The organism is Staphylococcus sp. GDY8P72P, assembly GCF_016890655.1.
GTDB lineage: Bacteria > Bacillota > Bacilli > Staphylococcales > Staphylococcaceae > Staphylococcus > Staphylococcus arlettae.
In genome coordinates, this window is the sequence record NZ_JAFEQJ010000035.1 from 70527 (window position 1) to 83840 (window position 13314).

Annotated in this window: 9 protein-coding genes and 24 tRNA genes; all 33 read right to left on the bottom strand. The window is 34.3% G+C overall.

The features are described 5' to 3' along the window. Window positions 1-189: 189 nt before the first annotated feature. Complete coding sequence (locus JVU85_RS13105; RefSeq protein WP_204171895.1) at window positions 190-609, bottom strand: hypothetical protein; 420 nt, start codon at window positions 607-609, stop codon at window positions 190-192. 162 nt (window positions 610-771) lie between these two features. Then, complete coding sequence (locus JVU85_RS13110) at window positions 772-948, bottom strand: SAS053 family DNA gyrase inhibitor (RefSeq protein ID WP_002509219.1); 177 nt, start codon at window positions 946-948, stop codon at window positions 772-774. Window positions 949-974: 26 nt separating this feature from the next. Further along, entirely contained in the window at window positions 975-1574 is a 600-nt protein-coding gene (locus JVU85_RS13115; protein ID WP_002509220.1) for a sugar phosphate isomerase family, read from the bottom strand. A 179-nt stretch (window positions 1575-1753) separates the two neighbouring features. Then, entirely contained in the window at window positions 1754-2224 is a 471-nt protein-coding gene (gene trmL / locus JVU85_RS13120; RefSeq protein ID WP_103388779.1) for a tRNA (uridine(34)/cytosine(34)/5-carboxymethylaminomethyluridine(34)-2'-O)-methyltransferase TrmL, read from the bottom strand. Between the two features lies 1 nt (window position 2225). After that, window positions 2226-3356 (bottom strand): tRNA epoxyqueuosine(34) reductase QueG, encoded by a 1131-nt coding sequence (gene queG / locus JVU85_RS13125; RefSeq protein WP_112369421.1) that lies wholly within the window; start codon window positions 3354-3356, stop codon window positions 2226-2228. Window positions 3357-3499: 143 nt separating this feature from the next. Beyond that, window positions 3500-4222 carry an ATP-binding cassette domain-containing protein gene (locus tag JVU85_RS13130; RefSeq protein ID WP_204171896.1) on the bottom strand — a complete coding sequence of 241 codons (723 nt, stop codon included), beginning with the start codon at window positions 4220-4222 and terminating at the stop codon, window positions 3500-3502. After that, window positions 4215-5639 carry an ABC transporter substrate-binding protein/permease gene (locus JVU85_RS13135; RefSeq protein WP_481906199.1) on the bottom strand — a complete coding sequence of 475 codons (1425 nt, stop codon included), beginning with the start codon at window positions 5637-5639 and terminating at the stop codon, window positions 4215-4217. Before JVU85_RS13135 ends, JVU85_RS13130 begins: the two co-directional genes overlap by 8 nt. 241 nt (window positions 5640-5880) lie before the next feature. After that, window positions 5881-6939, bottom strand: a complete 1059-nt coding sequence (locus JVU85_RS13140) for a PTS sugar transporter subunit IIC (protein ID WP_103388778.1) — start codon at window positions 6937-6939, stop codon at window positions 5881-5883. A 312-nt stretch (window positions 6940-7251) separates the two neighbouring features. Next, window positions 7252-10743, bottom strand: coding sequence for a YSIRK-type signal peptide-containing protein (locus tag JVU85_RS13145; protein WP_204171898.1), 3492 nt, complete (start codon window positions 10741-10743; stop codon window positions 7252-7254). A 358-nt stretch (window positions 10744-11101) separates the two neighbouring features. Further along, window positions 11102-11185 (bottom strand) — tRNA-Leu (locus JVU85_RS13150). Between the two features lie 42 nt (window positions 11186-11227). Then, window positions 11228-11302: transfer RNA gene (locus JVU85_RS13155), tRNA-Gly, on the bottom strand. Between the two features lie 7 nt (window positions 11303-11309). Then, window positions 11310-11383 (bottom strand) — tRNA-Cys (locus tag JVU85_RS13160). Window positions 11384-11390: 7 nt separating this feature from the next. Next, a tRNA-Gln gene (locus JVU85_RS13165) sits at window positions 11391-11462 on the bottom strand. 11 nt (window positions 11463-11473) lie between these two features. Then, window positions 11474-11546 (bottom strand) — tRNA-His (locus JVU85_RS13170). Between the two features lie 2 nt (window positions 11547-11548). Beyond that, window positions 11549-11622 (bottom strand) — tRNA-Trp (locus JVU85_RS13175). Between the two features lie 20 nt (window positions 11623-11642). Then, a tRNA-Tyr gene (locus JVU85_RS13180) sits at window positions 11643-11726 on the bottom strand. Window positions 11727-11735: 9 nt separating this feature from the next. Next, window positions 11736-11808 (bottom strand) — tRNA-Thr (locus JVU85_RS13185). 11 nt (window positions 11809-11819) lie between these two features. Beyond that, window positions 11820-11892: transfer RNA gene (locus JVU85_RS13190), tRNA-Phe, on the bottom strand. Window positions 11893-11896: 4 nt separating this feature from the next. After that, a tRNA-Asp gene (locus JVU85_RS13195) sits at window positions 11897-11972 on the bottom strand. A 9-nt stretch (window positions 11973-11981) separates the two neighbouring features. Next, window positions 11982-12055: transfer RNA gene (locus JVU85_RS13200), tRNA-Met, on the bottom strand. Between the two features lie 13 nt (window positions 12056-12068). After that, a tRNA-Ser gene (locus JVU85_RS13205) sits at window positions 12069-12161 on the bottom strand. Window positions 12162-12208: 47 nt separating this feature from the next. Continuing rightward, window positions 12209-12301 (bottom strand) — tRNA-Ser (locus JVU85_RS13210). A 9-nt stretch (window positions 12302-12310) separates the two neighbouring features. Continuing rightward, window positions 12311-12384, bottom strand: a tRNA-Ile gene (locus JVU85_RS13215). A gap of 25 nt (window positions 12385-12409) precedes the next feature. Continuing rightward, window positions 12410-12483, bottom strand: a tRNA-Met gene (locus tag JVU85_RS13220). Between the two features lie 17 nt (window positions 12484-12500). Next, window positions 12501-12576, bottom strand: a tRNA-Ala gene (locus JVU85_RS13225). 19 nt (window positions 12577-12595) lie between these two features. After that, window positions 12596-12669 (bottom strand) — tRNA-Pro (locus tag JVU85_RS13230). A 13-nt stretch (window positions 12670-12682) separates the two neighbouring features. Further along, window positions 12683-12756: transfer RNA gene (locus JVU85_RS13235), tRNA-Arg, on the bottom strand. A gap of 14 nt (window positions 12757-12770) precedes the next feature. Then, window positions 12771-12859, bottom strand: a tRNA-Leu gene (locus tag JVU85_RS13240). Window positions 12860-12874: 15 nt separating this feature from the next. After that, window positions 12875-12949 (bottom strand) — tRNA-Gly (locus JVU85_RS13245). A gap of 3 nt (window positions 12950-12952) precedes the next feature. Beyond that, window positions 12953-13034 (bottom strand) — tRNA-Leu (locus JVU85_RS13250). Window positions 13035-13041: 7 nt separating this feature from the next. Next, a tRNA-Lys gene (locus tag JVU85_RS13255) sits at window positions 13042-13117 on the bottom strand. Window positions 13118-13122: 5 nt separating this feature from the next. Beyond that, window positions 13123-13198: transfer RNA gene (locus JVU85_RS13260), tRNA-Thr, on the bottom strand. 16 nt (window positions 13199-13214) lie between these two features. Next, window positions 13215-13290: transfer RNA gene (locus JVU85_RS13265), tRNA-Val, on the bottom strand. Window positions 13291-13314 lie beyond the last annotated feature (24 nt).

The following is a 13314-nucleotide window of genomic DNA, read 5'->3' on the forward strand; positions in this document are numbered from 1 at the left end:
TTAGTATAGCATTAAACAATTTATCGGGGCAATTGTATATTGTAGCGTTTTCAAAAAACTACTGTTTCATTTAAAAAAAAGAGTGAAACACCTCACCTTTTTTAATATAAAGGTGGCTATTTCACTCAATATGCTTCAATTATTGCAAATTAGAAACACCATCTATAGCATTTTAACAGATAAAAACAATTAAGCTTGTTCTTTATTTAATACTTTTTGTGCATAGTGTGCTTTGGCTGCTTGGATAATGGCCATAGCAGTCAATATAAGCAGTATTGCACCTATAATCATAGTGATAGGACTAATCGTTATTAAAGTGGCTAAAAATCCTCCTAAACTGTTATAAAAATCATTTAATGGCTTCAACAATAGTATTGAAATCACTATACAACAAACAACACTTACAATAATGCCTGTTTGGTTACTTTTGATAAATGTTTTAGGATTTACTTGATCCACCAATCCTTTAGATAAATTCATTTGCATTTTAATTATTTTAAATAAAATTGGTAAATAAACTGCTCCAATCGCCATAGGAAATCCTTTTATTGAAATCAAATTTATGATAAATGCACTAATCATAATCTTTTTCCAGTTTTTACTTAGCATTGTCTTAAATTCTCCTTAATACTTAGAATGCTCTAATCATAACATATTCAAGTAACCGATAGCGTTTCAAAATAGATAAATATATTCTAAAAAAGGACAAAACAGTAATCAAAAAGTCTATGTTTTGATTACTAATTTTGTCCATTAAAGTTCTTGTTATTGCTACTCATCTAAATCTGAACGTGTTTCAGCATCATGAGATTTATTTAATTTTTCTTCATCATTTTCTTCAGAAATCTGTTCCATCTCTTTACCTAAATCAACTACATCATCAAAACTATCTACCATCTCATTTTCAATTTCTTCATCTTGATGATTATTATGTTTTTCATTAGACACAACAATTCCCTCACTTTATAAATGATTTAAGCAAATCTAGCAGTAAAATATTGGCGTACATCTTCAGGTAAGCCTTCTGCAGCCGCTTCATCTAAAATGACATTAACCATTCTATGTGCTTTTAAGTCAGCAGGCTCGAAATTTGTTTTACCATTTTCTTCATATAATTTTTTAACTGCATCTTTTTTATCGGTACCTGTAATTACCAACAATACTTCACGAGAACTCAATAAACCTTGTCTTAAAGCAACATCTAAATTACCTGAAGCATCTAATGATACTACTTGTACAATAAGTTTTCCTTTGTTTTCTTTTGTTTTAATTTTATCTTTAATAAATGACTCTGTATCTTCACTAAATGACACATTATAAATTTGACCATTAGGTACACCAAGTGCTTCATAATAAGATTTATTGTCATCATAATCTAAAATATTAATTTGACTAAAATCAACTGCGTGTGAATCTACATTCTTTTTTAATTCGTCCAATACTGGTGCATTTTCTTTAGCTAGATGTAGTCCAGCGATAGTTGTTGGATTATTATTAAATTGTTTACGTAAAATATCAGCGACATATTCTGCCACAACGTGTTCGTTTTCTAATACTTTAAAGTTCATTGCCATTGTTATTACACTCCTCGTATTCTATTAGTACAGACATTAATATTCTTTTATAATTACCCTTGTGTTGAGAAGATTAAACGCATAATCCTTGAAGTTAATCTTCAGTATACATGCAATTTAATACTTATTACCTACATTATACAAATCTTGACAAGATTTTTCACTGATATTCAAATAAATTAAGTTAAATCAGGATAATTTTGTTGTCTTAACGCTTCATAAATTAAAATAGATGCTGTGTTAGACAAATTTAATGATCTTATATTATTATTCATCGGCATTCTTAATGCAGTATCTTTATATTTTTCTTTGACCCAGTCAGGTAACCCTGTCGTTTCTCTGCCAAAAACAAAATAATGGTCTTCTTCAGTATTGGAAAAATCAAATGTTGAATAAGTTTGTTGACCAAATTTAGTCAGTAAATAATAATGACCCTCTGTAGACTCAAAAAACGCTTCAATACTTTCATGATACGTTATATTTACGCTATCCCAGTAATCTAAACCTGCGCGTTTTAACATCTTATCATCCGTACTAAAGCCTAATGGTTTAATTAGATGTAAGTGGGTATATGTTCCTGCACAAGTACGTGCAATACTTCCAGTGTTTCCTGGGATTTCTGGTTGAAATAATACAATATGGTTTGTCATCTTAATGTTCTCTCCTCTGTTCCAATCCTTTTAACATTTCTTGTTGAACTTCTTCTATTTCAGTATCGTAATAAGCATCAATAAATGGACGCGCTTCTTCGCCAAGTATTTGACCAATAGCCCAATATGCTGTAGCTCTAATCATTGGTCTAGGATCAGTTAAAGCCACATCTTTAAGATCAGGAATGGCTGCTTCTTCCTTAAAATGAGCTAAGGCTAAAATTGCGTTACGTTGAATAGGTTTTTTGCCACGCCATGCACCTGCTAAATGTCCATAAGTATTTTTAAACTCCTTATTAGACATTTTTAATAATGGCACTAATCTAGGTTTTAATATTTCCGGTTCTAAGACAATATCATCATGTTGTGTATTAATGCCTCTGTTTTTCGGACAAACTTGCTGACACGTATCACAGCCATATAAACGATTACCTATTTTATAACGATATTCGTCTGCCATATAGCCTTTCGTTTGAGTTAAGAAACTTATACATTTTTGACTATTTAATTGTCCATCTCCTACAAGCGCACCTGTAGGGCAACGATCAACACATATTGTACAATCTCCACAGCTATCTAACAGCGGGTCATCTGGTGCAAATGGCACACTAACAAGCATTTCTCCTAAATAGGTCCAAGTGCCTAAATCAGGATTAATGACGAAACCATTTCTACCAGTAAAGCCTAAACCTGCTCTTTCAGCTACAGCTCTATCTGATAATACGCCTGTATCAACCATCGATTTAACTTCAATATCTGCAACTTTCGAACGCAAAAATTGTTCTAATTTATCTAGTCTATTACGCATAATCGTGTGATAATCTTGCCCCCAAGATGCACGAGCAAATAGACCTCGACGATCGCCTCTTACACTTTTCGGTGCACCTTTCAACTTATTGGGATAGCCTACTGCTATTGCAATAATTGAACGTGCTGTTGGCAAAGATAGTTTGGGTTCTGTTCTTAAATTAATATCAGGTTCTTCAAATCCTGAAGCATATCCCTTACTATGATAATCTTCAAGCTTTTGTTTTAATTCATCAAATGGATCTGCAGTCGTAAAACCGATATGATCTATACCAATGGAATGTGCATAATCGATAACTTCTTGTTTCAATTGATTTATATCCATTTTTTCACCCCACTTTTAAGCATACAAGTCATAGTTTAACATAAAATACTAACGCTACGTATGTTGAATTATTGTTGTTAACTAAAAAAATTAAGCGACCAACGCATTTCATCTATCATACGTGATCACTTAATTTAATTATGCTATAACACTCTGGCTAAAAAGCTTTTCGTTCTATCATGCTGTGGTGTTTCAAATATATCTTGCGGTGAACCTGACTCAACAACATAGCCATCTGCCATAAATACCACTTTATTGCTGACGTCTTTAGCAAAATTCATCTCATGCGTAACGACTACCATTGTCATACCTTCTTTGGCTAAATTTTGCATAACTTCTAATACGTCACCAACAACTTCTGGATCTAATGCAGATGTTGGTTCGTCAAATAACAATACTTCTGGATTCATTGCTAATGCTCTGGCTATGGCAACTCTTTGCTTTTGTCCTCCAGATAGTTGTGATGGATAGGCGTCAGCTTTATCAGCTAAACCTACCTTGTATAATAAAGTCATTGCAGTTTGTTGCAAATCACCGTTATTTCCTTTTTTTAATAGTGTCGGAGCTAATAATATGTTATCTATTACCTTTTTATGTGGAAATAAATTAAAATTTTGAAAAACCATACCCATATTTTGTCTCAATTGTTCAAGTTTGGTATCTTTTGCAGTTAAACTATTGCCATTAAATATCACTTCACCACTCGTTGGTGTTTCTAATAAATTCATGCATCGTAAAAAAGTACTTTTCCCGCTTCCTGAAGGTCCGATAATAGCAACAACTTCTCCGCGTTCAATCGATAAGTCAATACCCTTTAATACTTCATTTTGTCCAAAAGACTTAGTTAAATTTTTAATATCAATCACTGACTTTCAATCTCCCTTCAAAGAAATACATAATACGTGACAATGTAAATGTAAGAATAAAGTATAGTACTGCTGCTACTAATAGTGGCGTAAACGGATCAAAAGAAGCACCTTGTACTACTTGAGCATTAAACATAATTTCACTGACACCAATTACAGAGACAATAGATGATTCTTTAATCACTGTAACAAATTCGTTACCTAAAGCTGGTAAAATATTTTTAATGGCTTGCGGTAATATGACACTTTTCATTGTTTGACCATAAGACAAACCTAAACTTCTAGCTGCCTCCATTTGCCCTTTATCAACTGCATTAATACCTGCTCTAATAATTTCCGCAATATAAGCTGAACAATTAATAACAAGTGCTATCATACCGCAAATTAATGCAGAAAGATTCCAACCTAAGACTGCTGTTGAACCAAAATAAACTAAAAAGACTTGTACTAAAAGCGGTGTACCTCTTAAAAATTCAATATAAGCCGATGCTAACCATCTCAACGGTTTAACTTTACTTAATTTAAATAATGCTAACACTGAACCTAAAATCGCACCTAAAACTACTCCTACAATAGAAATTAAGATCGTGTTTTGTATTCCTTTTAAGAAAAAGTTACCATATTTTGTAAAGAAATTACCGTCATCTTTTTTCATTGCTTCTGCTGCATTGTCTTTATAATCAGCAATTAAATTATTATCTTTTACATCTTTAATCGTCGCATTTAAATGTTTCATTAGTTCCGGTGAATTTTTGGGCACTGCAATTGCTGTATTTTTTTCCCCTTCTTCAAATTTAACTCCTTCAGCAAATTTTAAATCTGGGTTTTGTTTTAAATATGCTTCTGCCACTGGTCCTTCGATAACCATGCCACTGACCTTACCACTTTTCAAGGACATTATCACTTCCGGTACTCTCGTTAAAGACTGGATATTAGCATTGTCAATTTCATTTTTTGCTATCGTTTCTTGTTGAGTTTGTTTTTGTACGCCAATTTTTTTATTAGCAAAATCATCTAACTTTTGTAATTTATCGTCTTCTGATTTTTTAATAATCATTTTTTGCGTTACTGTCATATATGGATTGGAAAAATCAACTTCTTTTTCTCGTTCAGGTGTTGGAGTCATACCTGAGATAATAATATCAATTTTCCCTGTTTTTATTGCACCTAATAAACTATCAAATTGCATATTTACAATTTTTAATTTTAAATTATTATCTTTAGCAATCTTTTTCGCTAAATCTATATCTATACCATCATACTTACGTTTACCATCTACGTTGTGTTCAAATTCATATGGTGCATAATCGGCTGATAATCCAACACGCAATTCACCACGTTCTTTTATTTTTCCCCATTGCTCATCTTGTGCTGCATAAGTTGTTGGTTGAACATACATAAGCAATGAGCTAAACATTATGATTGCTACTAATATTAATTTCCCAGATTGTGCCATTCATCAGTGCCCCTTTCAATATATTTTATTATTATACACAATTACGCAATGTTATTCAATATCATTTTAAAGAATTTGCTATTATTAAGGTCTGAAATCGAATGATCAACAATATTATTGTATATTATATGTATAAAAATAAAGCAGTATTAATTCACATGCTGTGAATCAATACTCCTCATTTTTACTTTAACCTAAATAATTATTGTTTGGGTATTTCAAATTGATAAATATCATCAGAATAGCCCGCCATTAACCTTTTACATAGTCCATGAACAAAGAATGCTGCAACGAATGGAATAATAAAGTAAGCAAATACTAACAGTATAATATTCATCATTGCATCTCCTTCCATTCTATTAAAGGCATTAATAGGACCTACTAAACCAGTATAACCAAATCCTGCCGACATCGGTGTTCCTTTAATGCCCACAAAATATGTCAACAAACCACCAATAGTACCATTAATAATAAGTGGAATCATGATGATAGGATTACGTAGATAGACTGGAATCATCATTTTGGCTGCGCCAATGATTAATACTAAATTAACACCTGCTGAATTGATGCGTATGGATCCAAATAAAAACGTCACACAAGCAGCAACAATGCCCATATTAGCAGCACCACTACCTAAACCAGTTAAGCCAATTGCTGTGGCAATAGCTACTACTGAAATTGGTGTAACCATTAATAATGCATATGTAATACATATTAAGATTGACATCAATAAAGGATTAAAATCAGTAAATGAATTTACGATTTGACCTATTGTTTTTGTAACATTTGTGACATAAGGCAAAGTATATAACCCAAGTCCCCCACCAATTACTGGAATCAACACCGGTAAAATAATCATCTCTAATGAACCTAATTTATTTTGTAACAGCATATATAATGCACACGTAATTATTACTACCACGATAACGTTAATGATGTCACCGACACCACTCATATTGAAACTAGTGCCTGTTACTTTGATTACACCACTCCCTATCATTGCAGAAGTTCCAATCATTGTGGCACCTGCACCACTAAATTTAAATTGGTGTGCAGCTAACACACCTATAATAAATGGCATAAATGATTGGATAACCACGACAATTTCATAAATCGTTTGTAATGTCGGATAACCATCTTTAAAAAGCTTTAACAATTCACCCAATAACGCATTAGGTAGTAAAGCGATAACTACACCAGCACCTACAGCATTTAATATATTCATTAAAAAGATTTTAGGTGTCATACTTCCTTTACTCATATTTATTGTCCTCCAAATCACATTAAAGACTTCTTTATCTTATATACTAGTTAAAACCTTAATGTTGATTATAATTGAAAGTGACAAAAAAAGGGAGTACCTAAATACTTATTGTTTTAAATTTTTACCGTAATTAATAATAAAGTATGCAATTATCTATGCTAAAAAAGAGCAAGAAAGTAACTTGTTTTAACAAATCATTTTACTTGCTCTGTATGTGTTATTAATAGTCAACTTTTAACAAAGTATATATTAGTTAAATTTCACTAATTGTTGTTTATTAAGCATTGTTAGTTATAACAACTACTGGAATTATACTTGTACAGGAAATACATTTACTCCCAGTATTTTAAATTCTTCTGAACCTTGACGATTATCTATACGTAACGCTAATGTTTTGGCATTTTCTGGAACTGTAATATTATCTGATACAAAATTACCTTGTGCATCTTTTTGTACACTTATAATCGGTAGTTTTTCATTATTTTCGCCTTTAGTAAATCGATATTCTACTTTTGACTTATCAGCATTGTGTGCTGTAATTACTTGAATCTTGAATTGTTTGCCTGGAGCTAAATCGTTAATTGTATTTAAGTTATAGAAGAAATAACCAGACGGTGCAATTGTTAATGAGCCGTCTTTATCAAACGAATTGTTCGGTGAGCTGTTTTTCGCTTGATAAGATGAAAAATAACTATCTTTGATTGATTTCGCAAAATTTGCGATATGTTGCTGACTTGGAGGCACAACGATTAAATTATTTCTACTTGCTTCATTCGTTAATGCTTCGTGTGCAATTAGAGATATATTTTGAATTGCTACATCACTATTACCATTTCTATTGTCTAAACGTAACATGATAGCATTTGTACCTTTTGGAACCAATATATTATTTAATTGGTATAAGCCATCCTCGACTTTTGGTATCATAAGATTTTTACTTATATATTTATTATCAGCACCTATAAATGCATACTCAAAGCGTGTTTGTTCCGCAACTGACTTAGTTTTAATTTGTAAGTTAAATTTATTACCAGTCGCTAATTTATCTGTCGCTTTTAGCTTATAGAAGAAATAGCCTTTAGGTTGGATAACTAAAGAACTATCTGCATTAAGCGAAATTTTTGGATTTGTATTTAAACTTTGTACACTACTAAAATATTTATCTTTCAATCCTTTAGCATAACTTCCAATATGTTGTTTATTAGTTGGAATGACAATAAGATTGTTGTTAAGTAACGAATTATCAATTGCTGTGTTAATTTCTCTGTTCAATTGTGATAATTGGGTAATGATTTCCTCTTGATTTGCACTTGAGTTAATCGCTTTTAGTTTTTCAGCAAAATGCTCTGTATTACCTTCATTATCTAATAAAAAACCTTGATGCTTAGTTATATGCTTGTTTAATTCCTCTTTAACAATTTGAACTGCATTATTATTGAAATTTGTAGCTACATCATTAGAGTTAAAATCAAATTTACCAAATCCAATATTGGCACCAACATCAGTTACTTTATTTTTTGAATCGCTAATCACATAACCCCATGCCATATCATTATTATGGTCTAATACTTGTCCATGGTTAAATGTCATAACTAACTTCACACTACCACCGGAATGATATTTAACATTGTTATGATTTTGTCGTTCATCGAACCAATAGAATCCATCTTTATTTCGTACTAATTCTTCTTCATAATCTTGTCCATTCCAACGATATTGAACTTTCACAGAAGCGAGTTTAGCATTTAATGCTTCATTCGTACGTAACCCCCAATTTTCAAACCGTTCAATTCTTTTTTTATTAGTAGAAACTAGAGAAACAACTTGTTCTTTATTAATAGCTAACTTAATTTGTTGTCTGTTCAATTCATCCTTAGTAATATTTGAATCCACTGAGTAGCTATTTGTACGGTATTTATTTTGATTATCGTTACTATAATCTTTGAAGTAATTTTCACCGTTACGCATTTGAATTAATTCTTTCATATTAGTCAAAATTTTATTAATCTGACTTACTTGATTTCCTAACACTCTCGTATTTACATTATTTGAAATTTGCTCATATTTACCTTCGTACATTAAGTTCCAATCACGTTCTAAGAAACTACTAAAACGAGACACCATACGTAATAAAAATTTATGCTCTTCACTAGTCAATTTGTCTTTATGAGAGTCAATATATTTAAATACATCTACAAATTTACTTTGAGCATTAACATCAAGACTATTAATTGTTGATGTTTTAAGCTCTTTTACTGCTCTTTCTACACTTGTATTTATTTGTGCTAATGTATTGTGTACTTGTGCAAATTCTTTGACTGTAGTTATATTTCCAAGTGCCTGATTCACTTGTTGTAAATATTTCTGTTTAAGACTATCTTTATTATTAAAGTTATCTGCATTGTCCTTAATCTTTTGAATTAATTGGTTCTTTTGCAATGTCAGCAGTTTTTCATTAAACTTTTTATCAAAATTTTGCTCTGCAAAATCGAACTTTTTAAAACTAAATGTAGCACCAACTATAGTTACTTTATGATTTGAATCGGCAATAATATAGCCCCAAAGCTTATCATTTATCTTATCTATAAATTGGCCTTGTCTCAGTTTTAGTGCAAAATCCATTGCCCCACCAGCACGGTCGTATTTTGCAGGCAAGTCGATCTCCCCTCTAACCCAATAAAAGCCATTAATATCTTTATTAATTACTTTTTCAATAGTTTCATTATTCCATCTATATTTTACTTTGACTTCTTCAATTTTATTAGCTAAGTTTTCATTTAATCTTAATCCCCAAGATTCATAACGTCCAACATTATTGGGTTGTGAGATTGCAATAATATCTTTTGATAAATGAATACCAATTGTTGGATTTTGTGCATTAATATTTTGTTTTAATTTGTATTTGTGCTTTTTAATATATCTTTCAGTATCAGTGGATAATTCTGTATGAAATTCGTCATTATTTCTCTGTTCAATTAAATCATACATTGCTTTCAGTACTTTTTCATTTTTTACTTTACCTACTTCACCTATTTTACGTTCAAAAACATTTTTGGAGATATCTTTATAATTACGGTTATAGATCAATGGCCAATCGTTAGGTAAAAAAGAAGTATTACGTGATGCCATTTTTAAAAAGAATTTACGTTCTTCCTCATTAAGATATTTTTTATTTTTTTCTATAATTTTTAATACACTAACATCATAAGTCGACTTATTAATCTCTTGTCTTTTAACTTTTTTGTCATTTAATGGTTGATAAACAGAAGCTACATTATTTTCTTTTGCTTGTGGAGCATGATTTGTAACATCGTTAGTTTGAGAGGTGCTATTTCGAGGTTCATTTACCACGTTTACTTGTGTAACTTGTTGTTGTTCATAAGAAACTTGATTTGGTGATGCTTCACGCTTACTAGTAGCTGATTGGGCAATGTTCCGATTGCCTGTACCCTCTTTCACGGGTTGCTGAGATGATTTTGTATCAACTGTCACGCCAGATTTCGCTTCTCTATCACCATTTTGTGAAGGTAACTTAACCGGCTGTGCATTCTCAACAGACTTTGTACTACTTTGGACAGTTTGTTTTACAGCCACTGACACATTAGTTTGTTCAGAATTGTTACTAACCGTTAATGTGTCTTGACCAGATTTTTGATTATTTTGAGTTTCACTTGCTTGTGCAGTCATGGTATGCCCTAAAAATATAAAACTTCCTACCATAATTGAGGCAAGGCCAACACTAAATTTCCTAATAGCGTATTTGTTGTATTTACTAGCTGTATATTCTTTATACGTTTTCACTATGTTAATTCTCCTCTACGAGTAATATAAAATGTAAGAAGATAAATATTAATGGTTATATTAATTTTATACCTTTACATTCAACAATTATTATACAAAGGGTAATTTATTAGAGAAAGAAGATTAATCATTATAGTAAAATGTGAATAGTTATTAAGTAAAAATAAAACACAAAAATTAAATTTATATGTAAAACTATATGCAATTTAAATGTAAGATATTAACTATTGTCTTACACTAAGTTATAGAAATTTAAAAAATTAAATAAGCGTAACTAAATATATAAGTGGAACAAAAAAAGAAACCCCGAAGATACGGGATTTCTATACTAGGTTAATACTTTATGATGTTATTATTATACCGGTGGTCGGGATCGAACCGACACTCCTCTAAAGGAACGGGATTTTGAGTCCCGCGCGTCTGCCAATTCCGCCACACCGGCTCAATGTTATAAATAAAAAACTTCCTACCTGGAAGTAATAATTGGAGCGGAAGATAGGATTTGCACCTATACCTTGTTCCGGGAAGGAACCTGTTCTAAGAATTGAACTACTCCCGCATATACATGGAGGCGGCAACCGGATTTGAACCGGTGATAAAGGTTTTGCAGACCTCTGCCTTACCACTTGGCTATGCCGCCAATCTAACTGGGCTAGCTGGATTCGAACCAGCGCGTGACGGAGTCAAAGTCCGTTGCCTTACCGCTTGGCTATAGCCCATTAATATTAAGGGCGGCTGATGGGAATCGAACCCACGAATGTCGGAACCACAATCCGATGCGTTAACCACTTCGCCACAGCCGCCATGGCAGGGGTAGTAGGAATCGAACCCACATCAAAGGTTTTGGAGACCTCTATTCTACCGTTGAACTATACCCCTATACTATTAAATAAAAACAATGGTGGAGGGGGGCAGATTCGAACTGCCGAACCCGAAGGAGCGGATTTACAGTCCGCCGCGTTTAGCCACTTCGCTACCCCTCCATCATGTGATGCCGGCCAGAGGACTTGAACCCCCAACCTACTGATTACAAGTCAGTTGCTCTACCAGTTGAGCTAGGCCGGCTTGCATAAAAATGGTTCAGGACAGAATCGAACTGCCGACACATGGAGCTTCAATCCATTGCTCTACCAACTGAGCTACTGAACCATAATGGCGGTCTCGACGGGAATCGAACCCGCGATCTCCTGCGTGACAGGCAGGCGTGTTAACCGCTACACTACGAGACCATTATGTAATTGCGGGAGGCGGATTTGAACCACCGACCTTCGGGTTATGAGCCCGACGAGCTACCGAACTGCTCCATCCCGCGGTAATAATATTAATGGCGGAGGAAGAGGGATTCGAACCCCCGCGGGCCGTTAAGCCCCTGTCGGTTTTCAAGACCGATCCCTTCAGCCGGACTTGGGTATTCCTCCACATTAAAAATTAAAGTACATTATTATTGAATTATATTTTGAAAAAATGGCGGAGGAAGAGGGATTCGAACCCCCGCGAGCCGTTAAGCCCCTGTCGGTTTTCAAGACCGATCCCTTCAGCCGGACTTGGGTATTCCTCCTTAATTATATGGACCTTGCAGGATTCGAACCTGCGACCGAACGGTTATGAGCCGTTAGCTCTGACCAACTGAGCTAAAGGTCCTAAATATAATTCAAAATAATAATAGTGGCGGTGGAGGGGATCGAACCCCCGACCTCACGGGTATGAACCGTACGCTCTAGCCAGCTGAGCTACACCGCCTTATTTATTTGTTTATATGGTGGAGACTAGCGGGATCGAACCGCTGACCTCCTGCGTGCAAAGCAGGCGCTCTCCCATCTGAGCTAAGCCCCCATATAGTATTAGTAAGTTATCGGGAAGACAGGATTCGAACCTACGACCCCTTGGTCCCAAACCAAGTGCTCTACCAAGCTGAGCTACTTCCCGTATAAATGTTAAGCGCGCCCGATAGGAGTCGAACCCATAACCTCTTGATCCGTAGTCAAACGCTCTATCCAGTTGAGCTACGGGCGCATATATAATTTAGATGGTGCCGAGGACCGGAATCGAACCGGTACGATAATCACTTATCGCAGGATTTTAAGTCCTGTGCGTCTGCCAGTTCCGCCACCCCGGCACTATCAATAAAAAATGGAGCAGAAGACGGGATTCGAACCCGCGACCCCAACCTTGGCAAGGTTGTATTCTACCGCTGAACTACTTCTGCAAATGCGGGTGAAGGGAGTCGAACCCCCACGCCGTAAGGCGCTAGATCCTAAGTCTAGTGCGTCTGCCAATTCCGCCACACCCGCGATCTAATGGTGAGCCATAGAGGATTCGAACCTCTGACCCTCTGATTAAAAGTCAGATGCTCTACCAACTGAGCTAATGGCTCTTAGATGGTGCCGGCCAGAGGACTTGAACCCCCAACCTACTGATTACAAGTCAGTTGCTCTACCAGTTGAGCTAGGCCGGCATAATGCTATCTAAAATGGTGGAGAATGACGGGTTCGAACCGCCGACCCTCTGCTTGTAAGGCAGATGCTCTCCCAGCTGAGCTAATTCTCCTTTTATAATTGCCTGGCAACGTCC